16 protein-coding genes are annotated in these 18,838 nt (G+C 72.4%); 7 read left to right on the top strand and 9 right to left on the bottom strand.

Going from position 1 to position 18,838, the window contains the following annotated elements:
- Positions 1-217: 217 nt before the first annotated feature.
- Entirely contained in the window at positions 218-2,581 is a 2,364-nt protein-coding gene (lon, locus tag AWQ68_RS08930) for an endopeptidase La (RefSeq protein ID WP_066937517.1), read from the bottom strand.
- Positions 2,582-2,883: 302 nt separating this feature from the next.
- Between lon and AWQ68_RS08925 the strand changes: the two genes are divergently transcribed.
- Complete coding sequence (locus AWQ68_RS08925) at positions 2,884-3,210, top strand: DUF8820 family protein (RefSeq protein WP_066937514.1); 327 nt, start codon at positions 2,884-2,886, stop codon at positions 3,208-3,210.
- Entirely contained in the window at positions 3,210-4,562 is a 1,353-nt protein-coding gene (locus AWQ68_RS08920; RefSeq protein WP_066937510.1) for a DUF6745 domain-containing protein, read from the top strand. The genes AWQ68_RS08925 and AWQ68_RS08920 overlap by 1 nt, the downstream gene beginning before the upstream one ends.
- A 58-nt stretch (positions 4,563-4,620) precedes the next feature.
- Here the strand turns inward: AWQ68_RS08920 and AWQ68_RS08915 are convergent, their stop codons facing one another.
- The 5 genes from AWQ68_RS08915 to AWQ68_RS08895 form a co-directional block, all read right to left on the bottom strand.
- Entirely contained in the window at positions 4,621-5,649 is a 1,029-nt protein-coding gene (locus tag AWQ68_RS08915; protein ID WP_169808881.1) for an STM4011 family radical SAM protein, read from the bottom strand.
- Positions 5,646-7,160 (bottom strand): STM4012 family radical SAM protein, encoded by a 1,515-nt coding sequence (locus tag AWQ68_RS08910; RefSeq protein WP_084463778.1) that lies wholly within the window; start codon positions 7,158-7,160, stop codon positions 5,646-5,648. The genes AWQ68_RS08915 and AWQ68_RS08910 overlap by 4 nt, the downstream gene beginning before the upstream one ends.
- A gap of 77 nt (positions 7,161-7,237) precedes the next feature.
- Entirely contained in the window at positions 7,238-8,089 is an 852-nt protein-coding gene (locus AWQ68_RS08905; protein WP_066937755.1) for an STM4013/SEN3800 family hydrolase, read from the bottom strand.
- The gene (locus tag AWQ68_RS08900; protein WP_066937507.1) at positions 8,082-9,488 is read right to left on the bottom strand and encodes an STM4014 family protein; all 1,407 of its coding nucleotides are present in this window, start codon (positions 9,486-9,488) and stop codon (positions 8,082-8,084) included. The genes AWQ68_RS08905 and AWQ68_RS08900 overlap by 8 nt, the downstream gene beginning before the upstream one ends.
- Positions 9,489-9,530: 42 nt before the next feature.
- Positions 9,531-10,499: an STM4015 family protein gene (locus AWQ68_RS08895; protein WP_066937504.1), complete on the bottom strand. Its 969-nt coding sequence runs from the start codon at positions 10,497-10,499 to the stop codon at positions 9,531-9,533.
- A 270-nt stretch (positions 10,500-10,769) separates the two neighbouring features.
- On the opposite strand from AWQ68_RS08895, the gene AWQ68_RS08890 reads away from it, so the two are divergent.
- A complete protein-coding gene (locus tag AWQ68_RS08890) occupies positions 10,770-12,239 on the top strand; it encodes an MFS transporter (RefSeq protein ID WP_245655811.1) in 1,470 nt (489 codons plus the stop codon).
- A gap of 81 nt (positions 12,240-12,320) precedes the next feature.
- Complete coding sequence (locus AWQ68_RS08885) at positions 12,321-13,787, top strand: FG-GAP-like repeat-containing protein (RefSeq protein ID WP_169808880.1); 1,467 nt, start codon at positions 12,321-12,323, stop codon at positions 13,785-13,787.
- A 245-nt stretch (positions 13,788-14,032) separates the two neighbouring features.
- On the opposite strand, the gene AWQ68_RS08880 is transcribed toward AWQ68_RS08885, so the two are convergent.
- Positions 14,033-14,866: a hypothetical protein gene (locus tag AWQ68_RS08880; protein WP_066937494.1), complete on the bottom strand. Its 834-nt coding sequence runs from the start codon at positions 14,864-14,866 to the stop codon at positions 14,033-14,035.
- A 286-nt stretch (positions 14,867-15,152) separates the two neighbouring features.
- Here AWQ68_RS08880 and arfB point away from each other — a divergent pair, with 286 nt between their 5' ends.
- Both arfB and AWQ68_RS08870 read left to right on the top strand, forming a co-directional pair.
- Positions 15,153-15,575, top strand: a complete 423-nt coding sequence (gene arfB, locus AWQ68_RS08875) for an alternative ribosome rescue aminoacyl-tRNA hydrolase ArfB (protein ID WP_066937491.1) — start codon at positions 15,153-15,155, stop codon at positions 15,573-15,575.
- 17 nt (positions 15,576-15,592) lie between these two features.
- Complete coding sequence (locus AWQ68_RS08870; protein WP_066937488.1) at positions 15,593-16,048, top strand: NUDIX hydrolase; 456 nt, start codon at positions 15,593-15,595, stop codon at positions 16,046-16,048.
- Between the two features lie 107 nt (positions 16,049-16,155).
- On the opposite strand, the gene AWQ68_RS08865 is transcribed toward AWQ68_RS08870, so the two are convergent.
- Both AWQ68_RS08865 and AWQ68_RS08860 read right to left on the bottom strand, forming a co-directional pair.
- Complete coding sequence (locus tag AWQ68_RS08865) at positions 16,156-16,788, bottom strand: hypothetical protein (protein WP_066937486.1); 633 nt, start codon at positions 16,786-16,788, stop codon at positions 16,156-16,158.
- 55 nt (positions 16,789-16,843) lie between these two features.
- Complete coding sequence (locus tag AWQ68_RS08860) at positions 16,844-17,623, bottom strand: HAD-IIA family hydrolase (RefSeq protein ID WP_066937483.1); 780 nt, start codon at positions 17,621-17,623, stop codon at positions 16,844-16,846.
- A 301-nt stretch (positions 17,624-17,924) separates the two neighbouring features.
- Here AWQ68_RS08860 and AWQ68_RS08855 point away from each other — a divergent pair, with 301 nt between their 5' ends.
- Complete coding sequence (locus AWQ68_RS08855) at positions 17,925-18,836, top strand: ABC transporter substrate-binding protein (RefSeq protein ID WP_245655810.1); 912 nt, start codon at positions 17,925-17,927, stop codon at positions 18,834-18,836.
- The last annotated feature ends 2 nt before the right edge of the window (positions 18,837-18,838 follow it).

Raw genomic sequence — 18,838 nt, 5'->3', positions numbered from 1 at the left:
GGCAGCGTCGCACATCACGTTCACGGTCACAGCAACAGAGGGCCCGGTCGGAGATATTCCAATAATTCCCGACAATCAATGTGGCTTGCCTCACACTCGCCCGGAACGCGTACGGCCCGCGCCCCGGAAGGAGGCACGGGCCGTACGCGACGGGCGGTCCTGCTGACGGTCGCCGGCGGGCACCGGGGACCGAGCGGGCCGCCGGGAAGGGCGGCGGTCAGGCGGCGGCGTTGTGCGCCACCGTGGCGGGCGTCAGCGCCAGGTCGAGCGCCTCACGCACGTCGCTGACCGCGTGGACGGTGAGGTCCGCCAGGACGTCGGCGGGGACGTCGTCCAGGTCGGGCTCGTTGCGCGCCGGGATGAGCACCGTGGTGATCCCCGCCCGGTGGGCGGCGAGCAGCTTCTGCTTCACCCCGCCGATCGGCAGCACCCGGCCGGTGAGGGAGACCTCGCCGGTCATCGCGACGTCGCCGCGCACCGGGCGGCCGGACAGGAGCGAGGCCAGCGCGGTCGTCATCGTGACGCCCGCGGAGGGCCCGTCCTTGGGCACGGCGCCCGCCGGGACGTGGATGTGCACCGAGCGGTCCTTCAGCGACCCGACCGGCAGCTCCAGCTCGACGCCCCGGGAGCGCAGGTAGGAGAGCGCGATCTGGGCCGACTCCTTCATCACGTCGCCGAGCTGGCCGGTCAGCGTCACGCCGGTCGATCCGGTCTCGGGGTCGGCCAGGGACGCCTCGACGTACAGGACGTCGCCGCCCGCGCCGGTGACCGCCAGGCCGGTCGCCACGCCGGGCACCGCCGTACGCTGGCGGGACTCGGGCAGGGACGACTCGGGGACGTGCCGCGGGCGCCCCAGGTAGGACACGAGGTCGTCGGCGGACACCTCCACCGGGAGCTCGACCTCGCCGAGCGCCAGCCTCGCCGTGATCTTGCGCAGGGCGCGCGCGATCGACCGTTCGAGCGAGCGCACGCCCGCCTCCCGGGTGTACTCGCCGGCGAGCCTGCGCAGCGCGGCGTCGTGGATCGTCACGTCGTCCGCCGTCAGGCCGGCCTTCTCGAGCTGGCGGGGCAGCAGGTGGTCGCGGGCGATGGCGACCTTCTCGTCCTCGGTGTAGCCGTCGAGCGTGACGATCTCCATGCGGTCCAGCAGCGGGCCGGGGATCTGCTCCAGCACGTTGGCCGTCGCGAGGAAGAGCACGTCGCTCAGGTCCAGCTCGACCTCGAGGTAGTGGTCGCGGAACGTGTGGTTCTGCGCCGGGTCGAGCACCTCCAGCAGCGCCGCGGTCGGGTCGCCCCGGTAGTCGGCGCCGACCTTGTCGATCTCGTCGAGCAGCACGACCGGGTTCATCGAACCGGCCTCGCGGATCGCGCGGACGATCCGGCCCGGCATCGCGCCGACGTAGGTGCGCCGGTGGCCGCGGATCTCCGCCTCGTCGCGGACGCCCCCGAGCGCGACGCGGACGAACTTCCGTCCCATCGCCCGCGCGACCGACTCGCCGAGCGAGGTCTTGCCGACTCCGGGCGGCCCGGCCAGCGCGAGCACCGCGCCGCTGCGGCGGCCGCCGACCACGCCGAGGCCCTTGTCGGCCCGGCGCTTGCGCACCGCGAGGTACTCGACGATGCGGTCCTTCACGTCGTCGAGGCCGGTGTGGTCGGCGTCGAGCACCGCCCGCGCGCCCGCGATGTCGTACTCGTCGGTGGTGTGCGTGCTCCAGGGGATGTCGAGGACGGCGTCCAGCCAGGTGCGGATCCAGCCGGTCTCGGGCGACTGCTCGGAGGTCCGTTCGAGCTTGGCGACCTCCTTCAGCGCGGCCTCGCGGACCTTCTCCGGCAGCTCCGCCGCCTCGATCCTGGCGCGGTAGTCCTCCTCCTCGTCGGAGGGGTCGCCGTTGAGCTCGGCCAGCTCCTTGCGTACGGCCGCGAGCTGCTGGCGGAGCAGGAACTCGCGCTGCTGCTTCTCCATGCCCTCCTGGACGTCCTTGCGGATGGTCTCCGCGACGTCCAGCTCGGCGAGGTGGTCACGGGCCCAGCCGACGAGCTGCTCCAGCCGCTCGGCGGGGTCGGAGGTCTCGAGGAGGAGCAGCTTCTGTGCGGTGGTCAGCCAGGGCGCGTAGCCGGCGCTGTCGGCGAGCACGGACGGGTCCTCGATCTGGTTGACCGCGTCCACGACCTGCCAGGCGCCGCGCTTCTGCAGGATCGTCGTGGTGAGCGCCTTGTACTCCTTGGCCAGCTCGTCGGCCCGCGCCCCGGCCGGGACCGGCTCGAGCACGGTGGCCTCGACCCAGAGCGCAGCGCCGGGGCCGGTGGTGCCGGTGCCCACGCGCATCCGGCTCACGCCGCGCACGACGGCGGCGGGGCCGCCGCCCGGCAGCCGGCCGACCTGCTCGACCACGGCGCTGACCCCGACGGCGCCGTACCGGCCGTCCACGCGCGGCACCAGGAGCACCCTGCTCTCGCCGCTCCCGGCGCGGGCGGCGTCGATGGCCGCGCGGACCTCGGCGTCCGACAGGTCGAGGGGGACCACCATGCCGGGCAGGACGACCTCGTCGTCCAGGGGAAGGACGGGAAGGATCTGTGTCATCTGGTCGCTCCCAAAGGTTGAGTTATGCCGACTCAACTAACGAGAGTCCTTCCGTGTTCCCTTGGTTGCGCGAGTTCGCTGTGAGCGATCGTAATTCTGTAATTCGCCTGCGGTTTCGGGACTTCCGGGCGTTGTGGGCGGCTTGTCCCCGTGCCACGGATGCCCGAACAGGGGCCGGGCCGGGACGGAGGCGGCACCGCTCGCGGGCCTCGCCGCCGAGGTTGGGCGAGGGAAGCCGAGCGGTGTGCGAAATGTCAGTGGTCTCCCCTATCTTCGCGATCAGCTGACCGAAAGGAGCCGTCGTGTACCGGCAGGGAGACATCCTGATCGTTCCTGTGGCCGAGGAAGCCGTGCCCGCGCGGGCTCGGGCGTTGCCGCCGCAGCAGCGTGATTCGCGTGGTCGTCTCGTCCTCGCCCTCGGCGAGGCGACGGGGCACGCCCACGCGATCCCGGGGCCCGGCACCCTGCTGCTCGACCCCAGCCCGCACAACCCCGGGTTTCTGCATCTGCCCTCCGGCGGACGGCTCGTTCACGAGGAACACGACGCGATCTCCTTGCCGAAGGGGTGGTACCAGGTGATCAGGCAGCGGGAGTACGTCCCCGGCGCGTTCCGGGTGGTGGCCGACTGATGACGACCGATCTCAGCGTCGATTTCGCCGTCGCCTGGCGTGAGGTGGCGCTCGCCACCGGGCCCGCGGACCGTGCTGTCGCGGAGGCCGGTGTGCGTCGCGCGTACCGCGATGCCGGGCTGCCCGAGCCGGAGCGCATTCTCTGGTTCGGGTCCCCGGCGGCCGGGGCGGTGGCCGCGGCCGCGCTGTCCGGGGGGCCCGAGGCCCGGGCGACCCTGGCCGCCGCCGGTCTGGGCGAGATCGTCGACCGGGCGCTCGCCCTCGTCGGCACGGCTCCCGCCGGGCGCAACGTCCGCGACGCCGTACGCACCGGGCCGTGGGAACGCGCCCGTCGCGCCGTCCACGAGGTGCTCGGCCCGGCGGGCTGGTCGGGCGCGTGGGCGTCGAGCGGCGGCGAGCTGTGGCCGCAGGTGAACCGCCTCGTGATCGAGATCCGGCGGGCGATCGCCGGAGATCGCGACACGGACGGCAGCCCGTTCGCGGGGATCGCGGCGGCCGGGGCACCGGTGGGAGGCGCGACAGCGGCCGAGGCGAACAGCGCCGAGGCGACCGGGGCCGCGACGAGCGGCGGCGCGGCGGCGGCCGGGAGCGCAGCAGCCAGGAGCGCGGCAGCCGGGAGCGCGACGAGCGGCGGCGGCGCGGCGGCCGGGAGTGCGGCGGCCCGGCTGGACCGCGCGGCGGGCGAACTGCTGCGCGGAGCGACGCTCGACGCCGTTCTCGGCCAGCATGACGCCGCGTGGCTGTGCGCCTTCGCCCCCGACCCGGGCGTGCTCCGCGAGATCCTCTCCGGAGTGGCGGAGGCGGAGCGGTCCGCGCTCGGCGGGCTCTACGACGTGGCGCGGTCGGCCGGCTGGTGGTGGCCCCTCGAGCGGGTCGCGCTGCTGTGCGAGCGGCCGCTGGAGCTGCACCTCGACGACCTCGGCCGGCTGCACCGCGCTGAGGGCCCCGCGCTGCTCTTCGCGGACGGTTTCGCCCTGAACGCCTGGCACGGGATGCCGGTCCCCGTCGGATTCGGTGAGACGATGGCCGCGCTCGACCCCGCCCGGATCCGCGGCGAGGACAACGCCGAGCTGCGCCGGGTCATGCTGGAGCACTACGGCTACGACCGCTATCTCGCCGACTCGGGCGCGTCTCCCGTCCACGCGGACGAGACCGGCGTGCTCTGGCAGATCTCCCTGCCCGGGGACGAGGACGTGACCATGGTCGAGGTCGTCAACTCCACCCCCGAGCCGGACGGCACCCGCCGCACCTACTTCCTGCGCGTGCCCCCGTGGATCGTGCGGGCGCGACAGGGCGTGGCCTGGACGTTCGGCGTCACGGAGGAGGAGTACCAGCCCGAGCGCGAGACCTGATCCCGCTCCCGCCACGCGGGCGCCCCGCCTCACGGCGCGCCCGCGTGGCCTCCGCCGCTCAGGGCAGGGCGGGCCATCCGGCGGGGACCCGTTCGAGGATCCCCTCGGCGAAGACGTCGTACAGGCCGAGCGGCTCCAGATGGACGTAACCGATGTGGCAGTCACAGGTGGCGGCGGGACACGGCCGGGGCCGCAGCGCTCCCTCGAACGACCCGTCGTAGAGGTTGCCGATCACCTCGGGGATGAAATGGCAGCGCCGGACCGTGCCGTCCCCGCTCACCGAGACCACGCTCTCTCCGGTACGGCAGGCGAGCCCGGCGCTCGCGTGCGCGAACCTGCTGTATCCGAAGAGCGGGTCGATCGCGGCCCACTCCGCCGCCTCGTCGTCCGTGTAGCGGCGGCCCTCCTCGGCGTTCACCCAGAGGTAGGTGCCGGCGGGCAGGTCGGCGCGGAGCCGGCGGGCGGCGTCCAGGTGATCCGGATGGCCGACGATGCCCACGCTGTGCCGTACGCCGAGCCGGGACAGCTCCCGGCACTTGTCGAGGAACCGGTCGTGGGCGACCTGGCTGGGGTGGTAGGTGACCCACAGCGCGAGCCGGGTGAGATCCGCGTCGGCGAGCCAGCCGGTGCGGCAGCTCAGGTTGGTCTGCACGGCCACCCTGCGCACCTGCGGAAGGCGGCTCAACTCCACCATGGCCGCCCGGTACCAGGAGCGGACCAGAGCCTCGCCCCACGGCGTGAACAGCACCGAAACCGGGTGGTCGCGCCCGGCCACCCACGCGGTGAAGCGCTGCAGCGCCGACCGGTCCGCGCGCAGGCGCTCCGGGTCGTCCCTCCGCTTGGCGAAGGGGCAGTACGCGCAGTCGTAGTCGCAGCTCGCGAGCGGCCCCCGGTAGAGGATCGACAGATGCCCGTCCCCGGCATCCCGCCGTGCCGGATCCTCCGCCGGGCAGTCGGCCGGGCGGACGGTCTCACGGTGGGGCTCCCCGTGCGGCTCACGGTGGGGCTCCCCGTGCGGCTCACGGCGGGGCTCCCCATACGGATCACGGCGGGCCGGGGACACGATCGGGAGCGTCCTGTCGTTCATCGCTCTTCGTAGCCGTCCATCAGCGTCCCGACCCGGCGGGAGAACAGCGCCGGGCCGACCGCGTCCGAGTAGGCCAGTCCCTCGGCGGTGAGCCGCACCGCCTGGTCGCCGACCTCCATCCACCCGCGTCCCGCGAACCGCGCCAGTTCGTCGCCGAAGTCCGCCAGCACGTCGGTCCCGAAGCGGTTCCCGTAGTCGGCCCGGGAGAGCCCCTCCGCCTGGAGCAGCGACTGGATCAGATGACGGCGGCGGCGCTCCTCGTCGTCGAGCCGGAAGCCGACGTTCGCCACCGCGAACTCCTCGCGCGGCAGGCGGACGTACTCGTCGATGATCGCCCGGACGTGGCGGGCGCCCACCGCGTACTCGTACGAGTAGTGCAGGTCGCCAGTGTAGGAGCGGGCGCCGCATCCGAGGCCGACCATGCCGTCGGTCTGGCAGCAGTACTCGGTGCTGCCGCCGCAGCCGGGCAGGCGGAACATCCGCATGGAAACCTGCTCGTATCCGGCGGCCAGCAGATGGTCGCGGCCGACGCGGTACAGCTCCAGACGCTGGTCGTCCCATGCCCGGCCCTGCCGGCCCAGACCGGTCAGCGGCCGGACGTACAGCGGGTAGAGGTACAGTTCCTCCGGCCGCCAGGCGAGGGCGGCGTCGAGGGAGTGCCGCCAGGACACCGGGGTCTGGCCGTCGATCCCGTAGATCAGGTCGATGTTCAGCGTCTCGAACCCCTGGGCGCGGATCGCGCCGAGCGCCGTCTCGACCTCGGCCCGCCGCTGGGGCCGGACGGCCGAACGGGCCTCGGCGTCGATGAAGCTCTGCACGCCGATCGACACCCGGGTCGTGCCGCGCTCGGCGAGTACGGCCAGCCGGTCGGGGGTCGCGGTCGCGGGCGAGGTCTCCACCGACAGCGGGATCGTCCGCAGGTCGACTCCCATGATCTGCTCGGTGAGGTCGAACAGGCGGGTCAGCTCGCCCGCGCTGAGATAGGTCGGCGTGCCGCCGCCGATCGCGGACGTCACGAACCGGGGGGCCTCGCCCAGGGCGTCGCGGACGGCCCCCGCCTGCCGTTCGAGGGCGTCCAGGTAGGCCGTGGTCAGCTCCTCGGGGGCGCCGGTCCGGGTGAACAGGTTGCAGAACCCGCAGCGCATCTCGCAGAAGGGGATGTGCACGTAGAGGAAGAGCGCGTCGGTGCGCTCCCCCGCCCACACATCGCGGAGCAGGGGGCGCGGGTCGAGCTCCCGATAGGCCGTCTTGTGCGGGTAGGCGTACACGTATCCCTGGTAAGGGCTGTCGCCGTCCGCTTCGTGGTAGAGGCCGTCATCGCCTGCTTCGTGGTAGAGGCCGTCACCGTCCGCTTCGTCGTGGGGGCTGTCGCCATTCGCCCGCGGTGCCTCGTGGCGCGCCGGCACACTGTGCACCCGCTCCGGCCGTGGCGCGCCGACGCCGATGTCGACGGCGCCGCTCCGCTTCACGTCACTCTCCGTCCGCACGGCCGTGCCCCCTGTGTCGCTCATGTTCCATGTCCCGCTCGACCGTCCTCGCTGCCCCGCGCCCGCCGCCGACGTCCGTACGTCCGGCGTCCGGGGTGACGTCATGCGCCATCGCCCGGCTCCCGCTCCCCGGTCGGCGTCGCGCGCGGGGCGTGGTCCAGGACGAACTCGGCGTAGGGGACCGTCCACACCATCTCGTGTCCGATCCGGTGGCCGGTGTGACCGTCCTCGCCGTACGCCGTTCCGTGGTCGGAGCAGACGATCGCGAAGCACGGGCGACGCCGCGTCATCAGCGCGAACAGCCGCCCGATGTGCCGGTCCACGTACTCCAGGGCGGCGGCGTGGCTCTCTCTCGTGTCGCCGTGCTCCCGGGTCGCTCCGGGCAGGTGAAACCAGTTCGGCTGGTGCAGCGCGGACACGTTGAGCAGTAGGAACACCGGCCGCTCGACGTCCCGTAGTGCCCGCTCGGCACGGTCGATCTGCCGCTCCAGGGAGTGTTCGGAGGTCACGCCGAACTCGGGCTCCCAGTGACTCTCCGCGAACAGGCCGGGCAGGGCCGAGCCGAGCGGCGTCAGCTTGTTGAAGAAGCCCACTCCCCCGACGCAGACCGTGTGGTAGCCCGCCGCGGCCAGCCCCGCCGGAAGGTCTGGCGCGTCGAAGACCCAGGTTCCGGAAGCGGTCGTCTCACTGCCGGGGAAGACGGCGGCGAACGGCCGGGGATGCGGCCCCGGCTCGGCCGGTGTCGGCAGGAACCCGGCGAGCATCGCGGCGTGCGCGGCATAGGTGAAGCTGCCGGGACTGTGGCGGCGCTCCCAGCGCCCTCCGGGCAGGACGCGGGCGAGGGTGGGCAGTCGCCCCGCCTCGACCAGCTCGGCGGCCACGTCGTAGCGCAACGTGTCGAGGGTCACCAGCAGGATGTCGTGGCTGCCCACGACGGCGTTCATGTCACGCATGCCGTCCCCCGTACGCCGCCTCCCGCAGGCCATCCGCTTGGCCGGCGACGTCTCCCGCTCGCGGCGGCTCACCGCAGGCCGTGCTCGGCGCGATGTCCTGACGGCCGGGATCGGGAGCCGGGGCCGGGAGGCCGCCACCCTTGGGGCGCCACCCGTCGATCACGGCCGCGACCTGCGCGGCGTACGTGTCGACGCCCGCCGCCGGGGTCCCGGCGAGGCCGGGCAGGCCGGGCAGCAGATCGCCGAAGGCGTTGACCTCGGCGACCGCCACCGAACGCAGGTCCGCCCCCACCATGACATCCACGCCGACCGCGAGGCTGTGCGGGAAGCAGGCGGCGGCCCGCGCGCACACGTCCATGACGCGCTCCCAGGTCGCCGGCCCCAGCCGCGCCCGCACGCCGTCGAGATCGCCCCGGGCGCCGCCCAGGTGGAGGTTCGTCATGGGGCCTCGGCCGAGGCGCACCACCGCGTGCGTGGGCGTCCCGGCCACGCACACCACCCGCAGGTCGAACGCCCGTCCCGAGAGCGACGCCTTGGAGAACCAGCGCTCGACGTGCAGCCCCTCGGGAGCCAGCGCGCCGACGATGGTCGCGACGTCGTCCTCGCTCTCGTACGTCCGGACCCGCAGCGAGTTGTGCAACGACTGCCCCGGGCCCAGATCCGCCGAGGTCACCGCCTTGACCCGGGCGCCGTGGACCTGGAAGGCGATCACACCGGAGGCCGAGGAGCCGTGGGCGGGTTTGACGAACACACGCGTCCAGCGCCGTCGCGCCATCTCCCCCCGCAACTCGTCGTACGAGGTGACCGGGACGGCCAGGGCGTCCGGGACGGGGACGCCCGCGTCACGCAGCCGCCGATGGCTCAGCCGCTTGTCGAACATCACCGCGATCTCCCCGGGATCGCCGAGAAGGCACGCCGACGGCACGGTCGCGGTCAGGTCCCGCACCTTGGCCAGACCGGCGACGAAGGTGCGGTACCACCGGGCGCCGCCCGTGACCCGGCTCGGGTCGCCGGGACCGCGCAGCAGGGCGTCGGCCCGGGCGTCCTCGCCGGGAGAGTCGATCCGGACCAGCGTCCCGGGCGCGAGCGCGTCGAATCCGCAGGAGCCGAGGCCCTGAGCACCGGGCCCGTGGAGATCGAGAGCATGGTCATCGTGCACGGGCACACCGAGCCGATCCGCACCGGCGCCCGCCGTTCCGCCCCCGCGCGGTGCGGTCACGTCCGGCGTCGGCGTGGATGGTTCGCCGGGGGCGAGAAGACCGGCGAGGACGTCGCTCCAGGAGATCACGACCGGCTCGGGGAGATCGCGGCGCAGCACGGCGTCGCGGAACATCGTCACCCTGCGGTCTCCCGGGGTGCCGACGACGGCGAACCGCACGTCGCTCTGCTCGTCACTCATCCGCGCGGCGCTCCGCGCGCCGGTCGGGCACGCGTCGCACGCTCACTCGCTCACCGCCACGTAGCGCCAGACGCGGCCGTCGCCGTCGTCGTCGCCCTGCTCCTGCTCGGAGAGGTCGATCTCGACGCCGGGCAGCGCCTCGTGGATCCGCTTCATCATCCCGCCGCTGAGGAAGTGGTGGTGGAGGTCGAGCCGGCGCAGGTGGGTCAGCGGCTGGCCGGTGAGCAGCGCCTCGGCCCCGGCGTCGGTGAGCACGCCCATGGACAGGCTGAGCGTCTCCAACTGGGCGACGACGGGCGCGGACGCGACCGCCGCCGCGATCTCGTCCTGGATCTCGCTGTCCTGCAGGCCGAGATGGCGCAGGGCGGGCAGCCGGACGCCGGACAGGATGCCCTCCAGGTCGGCCATGCTCGCGTCGCCGCCGTAGTTTTCCACGCCGAGCCACAGCTCCAGGTGCTCGAGCGCCGGGAGGTCGCAGCCGCCCACGCCGCGGACGACCGCGCCGGGCAGGCCTCCGGTCTCCAGCCGGAGCGACTTCAACGCCGCGTGCCGGATCGGGCGCAGCCCCAGGCCGGTGCCGCCGCGGACGTCCAGCCGTTCGAGCAGCGGGAAGGCCTCCAGCAGCGGCGTCACGTCGGACTGCACGATCCACGAGATCTCGCACTCCTCGGGCTCCATCGCCCCGACGAACAGCGAGCGCAGCGCGGGGAAGCGGGCGGCGTTGTCGGCCAGGAGGCGGATGATCTCCTCGGACGAGGTGTCGTACGCGTCCTCCCAGGCGCCGATCACAATGGCGGTCACCTTGGTCGTGTCCACCCGCTTCATGAACCAGGCGAACGTCTCCGCGAAGGTGTGCTCGGCATCGTAGGTGTCCGCCGACAACCGCCAGGCCACCGAATCGGGGGCCGGAAGCTCACCGCCCTCATCGTCCAGGTCGACCTCCCCGACCGGAAGACCCGCGTAGCGGTCGCGGTAGCCGTGGGTGTCTCGCTGATATTCGTCGTCGACCATGCCGAACTCCTCGCCGGGGGAAAGCTGCGGGCACTGTCCTACCAGAGGCGTCCGACAGTTCCCGCATCGGCGATCTGGCCCCCGACCTCGTCGGCCCCGCCGCCCAGCCTGTTCGACAAAGTTCTCGTTCTTCCAACGTAGGGGGGCGAGGCACACCTCGACCCCCTACGTCGCCCGCGAGTTACCCGCCCCTCCCCGGACGTCAGATACAGCACACCGGTGCGAGTCGGAAGCCCCCTCCCCTGCCATATGGGAGGTTCGCGGACAATGATGGGCGGTGTGGAATCCGATCAGATCCAACTCCGGTCCCCCACCGGGCGGTGGGTCATCCTGGCGACCGTTCTGGGGTCCGGGATGGCGATGCTCGACAGCACGGTGGTCAACGTGGCGCTTCCCGCGATCGGCCGGGACCTCGACGCGGGCATGTCGGGCCTCCAGTGGACGGTGAACGCCTACACGCTCACCCTCGCCGCGCTGATCCTGCTCGGCGGCTCGCTCGGCGACCGTTACGGCAGGCGCAAGATCTTCCTCATCGGGATCGTCTGGTTCGCGCTGGCCTCGGCCCTCTGTGGCGTCGCCCCCAACGTCCCCGTGCTCGTGATCGCCCGGGCGGCGCAGGGCATCGGCGGGGCGCTGCTCACCCCCGGCTCGCTGGCGATCATCCAGGCGTGCTTCGCCAGGGACGACCGGCCCCGCGCGATCGGCGCGTGGTCGGGGCTGGGCGGCGTCGCCGCGGCCGTGGGGCCGTTGCTCGGCGGCTGGCTGGTGGAGGCGGTCGGCTGGCACTGGGTCTTCTGGATCAACCTTCCGATCGCGGCCGTCACCGTGCTGGTGACCGTCCGGCACGTGCCGGAGAGCAGGGACATCCGCTCGTCCGGACGCTTCGACGTCCTGGGGTCGGCGCTCGCTGCGCTGGCCCTCGCGGGCATCACGTACGGCCTGATCGAGCCGGGCGCGGGGAGGGCCGCGCTGGCCGCCGGCGTCGTGCTCGCCGTCTGCTTCGCCGTCCTGGAGGTCCGCCGCTCGCCGCAGGCTCTCGTTCCGGTACAGATCTTCGCCTCGCGGGTCTTCACCTCGATCAACATCGTGACGATGATCATGTACGCGGCGATGGGCGTGGTCTTCTTCCTGCTCGTGGTCCAGTTGCAGGTGTCGTCCGGGTTCTCGCCGATCGCCGCGGGGTTGGCGATGCTTCCGGTCACCGTCCTGATGCTGCTGTTGTCGGCCCCCGCGGGCGATCTGGCCAAGCGGATCGGTCCCCGCCTGCCCATGACGGCCGGCATCCTGATGTGCGCCGGGGGGCTGCTGCTGATGAGCCGCATCGGGCCGGGCGCCACGTACCTCGTGGACGTCTTCCCGGCGGCCATGCTGTACGGCCTGGGCCTGTCGGCGGCGGTCGCTCCGCTGACGGCGACGGTGCTGGCGTCGGCCAGGGAGCGATACGCGGGCCTGGCCAGCGGCATCAACAACGCGGTGGCCCGTACCGGCAGCCTGCTCGCGGTCGCCGCGATCCCGCCGCTGGTCGGACTGACCGGCAGCGCCTACGACTCGCCGGGAGAGTTCACCTCGGGGTTCCGCACCGCGATGTTCGTCGGCGCGGCCATGCTGGCGGTCTCGGCCGCGATCGCGTTCGTCACGATCAGGTCGAACGTGCTGGCGGCGGCTCCCGGACCCGCGGGGCGTACGCACTGCGGCCTGGCGGCGCCGCCGCTGGAGGAGCGGGACCAGGAAGCCGGGTGAGCGGCGCGGGTGGGTCGGCTGCTGCCAGACAAGTCGGATAAAGCCGGATACGTCGGTGTGGGCGCTTCTATCGTGGTCCCCGTGCCCGCGACCGCTCTGAGCAAATTCGTCCCCTGTCTCCTCGTCGGAGTGATCGTCACGGCCGCCACGGCGTCCTGCTCCGCGACGGGCTCCGGCGCGGGCGTCCGCGCGACGAGCGCGGCTCCCTCCCCCGCGGCGACGCCAGGGACGGACGCACGCGAGGCGGCGAAGGCCCGTGACTTCGACGGCGACGGATACGGCGACCTGGCCGTCGGCGCCCCTCAGGCGGTCGTGAACGGCGTCGAGGGGGCCGGAGGGGTGCAGGTGGTCTACGGATCGTCCTCCGAGGTGAACGCGACCCGGCGTCAGATGGTCGACAGGGGCGCGGCGGCCGTGAAGGGTGAGGGCTTCGGCGCGACGCTCGCCTCGGGCGACCTCGACGGCGACGGACACGCCGACCTGGTCGTGGGCGCGCCGGGGAGGGGCGGCCGCGCGGGCTCGGTGACGGTCGCCTTCGGCGGCGCGTCCGGGCTCTCCACCCGGACGGTCACGCTGGACGGGCCGGAGAGCACGATCGGGTTCGGAGCGGCGCTCGCCGTCGGCGACTACGACGGGGACGGCCGCGACGACCTCGCCGTGGCCTCCTTCAGCGCGGTATGGGTCGCCTACGGAGGAACCGCGTTCCGGAAGGGGCGGGTGGAGTGGAAGCCCGTCATGGGGGCCACGGCGCGGGTCGGCCCGCTGGCCTCCGGCGACGTGGACGGCGACGGGTACGCCGATCTGGCCGTCGTCTACTCCGAGGACGACCCGGCGGACGAGGGCACGGGGGTGATCTACCGGGGCGGCCGGGACGGCCTGGCGGGCCGGCTGCCGGGAACGTTCCCCGGTTGGGGCGTGGGCGACGTGGCGATCGGCGACCTGGACGGGGACGGACACGGCGACGTGATCGCGGGCAACTCCTACGCCGACGCCGAGGACCCGGGCGGCCAGATCTACGTCAGCCGGGGTTCCGCTCAAGGTCTGCGCGGCGAGCCCGTGCTCTGGACGATGTCGTCCCCCGGCATGCCCCGCGCTCCCGAGGGCGTGGACGGCTTCGGCGGCGCGGTCGCCGTAGGGGACGTCAACGGCGACGGGTACGCGGACGTGGCGGTCGGCGCGAGCGGCGGCACAGGTGCGGTCTTCGTCCTGTACGGCGGCCGGAACGGCCTGTCGACCCAGGGTGCGCGGGTGTACGACGCGCGGTCGGCCGGCCTGACCGGAGACCCGGTGCAGGGCTTCGGCCAGGAGGTGGCCCTCGCCGACCTGGACGGGGACGGCGCGGCCGAACTGGTCGTGTCCACCCGCATTGAGGAGCGGGTGACGGTGCTCTCCCCGGGGCCCCACGACGCGGCGAGCGGCAGCCCCGGACCGGGTGGCACAGGACCGGATGGCGCAGGACCGGCCGGGACGGGACCGGAGACGGCGACGGGCGCGGTCCAGCTCGCCCCCGAACGGCCGGGCGAGGGCTTCGGCCGCCCGCTGAACTGACTCCGTCGCAGTGCACGTCGGCCTCATGCCCACAGCCGAACGAGGACTGCCCTGTTTTGACCGCCCTCGTCGCGCGCGTACGTGTGCGATGAACGCCACCGGCGAGCGGAGACAGGCGTGTTCAGCCGGCCGGCCCGGGAGGTTCAGATCCCTGTGGGCCGGGTGTCCGGTTCGCCGGGTGCGGACCGGCCCGTCGAGGACACCATCCCGCGCCACGCGTCCCAGGGTGTGGCACCCCGGGCCGGTCAGAGGTACGGCCGCAGGAACTCGTTCACCGCGCCACAACCGAGGTAGTTCCGCACGGTGTGGAAGTCGAGCCAGTCGATGTTGCACCTCACGTCGCGCTCGACGCCGTCGAAGTGGTCGCGCAGGCCGGGCGGGATCGCCGCGATGTCGTCCTTGTCGGCGATGTTGATCCAGCGGCCGACGCCCGGCGGCCGGGCTCCCCGACCCTGGACGGGCACGGGCAGCAGCCGCTCGAACACGACGTTCCGCATCGCGAGCGGGCTGCCCAGCGTGACGAGCAGGTCGGCGGACAGGTCGGGGTGGGCCCAGAACGCCTCGTACGCCACCACGCTGCCGAGCGAGTGCGCGACCACGACCCGGGGCTGCCTGCGCCGGATGACGTCGGCCACGGTGTCCCGCGCCTTGACCCTCGGGTCGCCGCCGCCGAGATAGGTCGCCACCTCCGGGCAGAAGTCCTCGGCGAATCGCACCGCCTGGTCGCCCAGCCTGCCAAGCAGCCATTCGGCGAGCCGGTGGGCGATCCCGGTGAGGGTCTCGCCCGCCTGGCTGCGCACCCGGCCGTCGAGCTGCTTGGCCCAGTCGGAGAACACCAGCTTCGCGTCCGGCGCCATCTTCCTGACCGGGGTCGGCGCCGTCCGGCGCAGGTGGTGCGCGTAGTAGGCGATCTCGGAGAAGTACTCGGCTCCGCCGTACGCGGCTCCGCCGCTGAGCCCCTTGTCCAGATAGCCGTTCCACTTCAGCCGCATGGTCTCGGCCGCCCGGCCCGGCGAGTCTCCGGCCTCCTGGTAGTAGTGGTACTTGCCGATGCCGTGGACGCCCACCACCGTCGTCATGCCCGTCCCCCTGCCTCCACTGCCTCAGCCCCCACACGTACGCGCGCCCTCGCCCACGCCGAACCACGCGCGCGACCGCGGTCAGGTCGCGGAGGAGTACCTCGCCTGGTTCACTGGGGATAAATCAGTTGATCCGGTCACGGGCGGGATCGCTACGCTGAACCGCCCCCGAGGCCAACCCGTCACCATCCCGAGGCCGTCCCGTCACCCGCCCCGTACGGCGCGGCCCCCGAAACCCGAAACATCCGCCCCGGGAACGCCCGGGAGATCACTGAAAGAGGAGACCATGCCAGGCCCGTTGCACGTCCGCGGTTCGATCGTGATCCCGGAGGCGGAGCTCGGCTGGCGTTTCTCGCGCTCGTCGGGTCCCGGCGGCCAGGGCGTCAACACCACCGACAGCCGGGTCGAGCTGAGCTTCGACGTGGCCGCCACGACCGCGCTCGGCCCCGCGCTGAAGGCCCGGGCGCTCGAACGGCTCGGCGCCCGCCTCCACGACGGGGTGCTCACGGTGACGGCGTCCGAGCACCGCTCGCAGCTCCGCAACCGGGAGGCCGCCGAGGTACGGCTGGCGCACCTGATCGCCGAGGCGATCGCCCCGCCGCCCCGGCGGCGCCGTGCGACCAAGCCCTCCCGCGCGTCCGTCGAGCGGCGGCTGTCCACCAAGAAGCACCGTTCCGACCTCAAGCGCCTGCGGCGTGGAACCGAGTGACCGCGTAGGCTGAGCGAATGGAACTCCCCCCGAGCGTGCGAGCCGTCATTCTCGAATCCGACGGCGAGGGGTACCGGCTCATCCTGTTCCGGCGCACCGTGCCGGGCCGTGACCTCTACTGGTCGGCCCCGGGCGGCCACGTCGAGCCGGAGGACGCCACCCTGGAGGACACGCTCAGGCGCGAGATGCTGGAGGAGCTCGGGGCGACCGTCGAGGCGATCACCCCGCTCACCACCCTGACCTGCGTCCAGGAGAACGGCGTCAAGACGCAGCACGTGTACGGCTGCCGCCTGGTCACGATGGACGTGGCGCTACGTTGCGGGCCGGAGTTCGACGATCCCGCCCGCGGCCACTACGAGGTCGTACGGCTGCCGCTGCGGCCGGAGGAGATCAGCGCGATCAACCTGATCCCCGAGGAGCTCAGGACGTACCTGGGCGAGTACATCTCCCACCTGCCCGAGCTGATCGGCTGACGACCGCGACCCGCTCCGCGCCCCGAAAGCGGTCGCGGGAAGGGCGTCGTGGGAAGCAGGAAGGCCGTGGCGGGGAGACCGTCCCGCCGTCCGACCGCCGCACGGGATCAGTCGCGGCGGTCCTCCATCTCCCATATGTGGTCGATGACGTGCCAGGCGGTGCGGCGCAGTGCGTAGCGGACCGGCCAGCCGCCCGGCACGGGCATGCTCTCACCCGGCCGCGTGAGAACCTCCACCAGCTCCTCGCGCATCGCGTCCCTGGCCGCCACGTCGCCGTGGAACGGCTTGTGCCGCACGCCGACCTTACGCGCGTAGGCGCGCTCCGCCTCGACGACATGGTCGACCATCCGGTCGCGGTCCCGGCCGCCGCCGCGCGGCCCCTTGCGCAGCTCCTCGGGAGAGGCCGCGGCCACCTCGTCGAAGATCGCCCAGGCGGCGCGCAGCAGGGCGGCGCCGCGCCCGGCCTCCTCGGCGTCCGTCGGGGCGTGGTCGGCCCGCGGGACGGCGTCCGGCGCGCCGAAGTCCGTGGTGCCGCTGCCCTTGACCCGCTCGACCACCACCGGATCCCCGGGCGAGAAGCCGAGCCCCGCCCTCTCGGCGATCAGGCGGAAGCGCGGCGCGTAGTGGGTCAGGGTCTCGATCGCCTCCTCCTCCGTCCGGCCGATGCGGCACCAGCCCGGCCAGTCGAGGGAACAGGCGAAGACCTTCTTCGGTCCCAGTTCCAGGTAGACGCGGTTCACAACGGCAGCATCGCAGCCGATCCTGTCAGGCGGCGACAGGTATGCGGCGGAGATGTCAGACCAGGTCGATCAGATCGGCGACCGAGGCGGCCACGTGCGACGGGCGGAAGGGGAACCGGTCGATCTGCTCCTTCTGAGTGACGCCGGTCAGCACGAGGATCGTGTGCAGGCCCGCCTCCATGCCGCAGACGATGTCGGTGTCCATCCGGTCGCCGATCATGGCGGTGCTCTCGCTGTGCGCGTCGATCCGGTTGAGGGCGCTGCGCATCATCATCGGGTTCGGCTTGCCGACGAAGTACGGCTCGACCCCGGTGGCCTTCGTGATCAGGGCGGCCACCGCCCCGCACGCCGGGAGCGACCCCTCGTTCGACGGGCCCACCGGGTCGGGGTTGGTGGCGATGAACCGGGCGCCGTTCTCGATCAGCCGGATCGCCCGCGTTATCGAAGTGAAACTGTAGGTCCTGGTCTCGCCGAGCACGACGTAGTCGGGGTCGAGGTCGGTCAGCACGTAGCCCGCCTGGTGCAGCGCGGTGGTCAGCCCGGCCTCCCCGATGACGTACGCGGAGCCCTCGGGGCGCTGGCTGGACAGGAACGCCGCGGTCGCGAGCGCCGATGTCCAGATGGACTCCGCGGGAACGTCCAGGCCCGCGGCGCGCAGCCGTACGGAAAGGTCACGTGGGGTGTAGATGGAGTTGTTGGTGAGGACGAGGAAGCGGCGTCCGGTCGCGCGCAGTTTCGCGATGAACTCGTCGGCGCCCGGAACCGGGTGCCCCTCGTGAACCAGCACGCCGTCCATGTCCGACAACCAGCATTCGATCGCTTTACGCTCGCTCATGCTTCCAGGATGTCAGGGAGCGCCGCGAGCACGCGAGGCGCGGAGGGCAGGAAGGGCACAGGGATGGCCGCGCCGAAAGATCACGACAAGGAGAACAGGCAGGCCGTAAGGGTTGCGGACGATTCCCACATCTGGGATAACGTGTCCCATCCCGAAAAACCATTCGAGGAGTGTTCACCCTGGTGCCCGTTTCCGCATACCGAAGCGTCGCGTCGCTCCGGGCACCGGTCACCGGTCGCATCAGGCCGAATCCCCACGCGTGGCCGGGCCCGAGCCGGCCGATAGAACCAAGGAGTGCCTCGTGCTTCCACGATCAATCACGCGGCGCCGTATCGCGATGATGGGCGCGCTCGCCGTGGCGGCGGGGCTCAGCCTCTCGGCGTGCGGCGGCGACGACTCCGCCGGCACCGACACGGCGGCCCCGGCGCCCAGCGCCGAGAGCACGCTGGCGAAGCTCGTACCGGAGAACATCGCGGCGGACGGCAAGATCCTTATCGGTAGTGACGCATCCTACCCGCCCAACGAGTCCGTCGACCCGGCAAATCAGAAGATCGTCGGCTGGGAGGTCGACCTGGGTGAGGCGCTCGCCGCCAAGCTCGGGCTCAAGGCCGACTTCCAGAACGCCGGCTTCGACACGATCATCCCGGGCATCCAGTCCGGCAAGTACGAGCTCGGCATCTCGTCCTTCACCGACAACCCTGAGCGGGAGAAGGTCGTCGACTTCGTCACGTACTACAACGCCGGTGTCTCGTGGGCCGCGCTCAAGGGCAACCCGCAGGGCATCGACCCCGACAACGCCTGCGGCAAGAAGATCGGCGTCCAGCAGGGCACGGTCGAGGTCGACGACATCAAGGCGCGCAGCGAGAAGTGCGTCAAGGACGGCAAGCCCGCGATCGAGCAGGTCGTGCGCAAGGGCCAGACCGAGGTCAACGCCGACCTGGTCTCGGGCAAGATCGACGGCATGCTGGCCGACTCGCCGATCGTGGGTTACGCGATCAAGCAGACCGGCGACAAGCTGGAGACCATCGGCCAGATGTACGACGCGGCACCGTACGGCTTCGCCGTAGGGAAGAACTCGGGCACGTTCAAGGACGCCGTGCTCGGCGCTCTCAAGGAGCTGATGGCGGACGGCACCTACACCAAGATCCTTGAGAAGTGGGGCGTCCAGGACGGTGCCATCACCAGCCCTGTGATCAACGGCGCCGGCGGCTGATG

The sequence above is a fragment of the Microtetraspora fusca genome (assembly GCF_001570365.1).
GTDB classification, from domain to species: Bacteria; Actinomycetota; Actinomycetes; order Streptosporangiales; family Streptosporangiaceae; genus Microtetraspora; species Microtetraspora fusca.
This window is presented reverse-complemented; position numbering and strand designations above follow the sequence as displayed.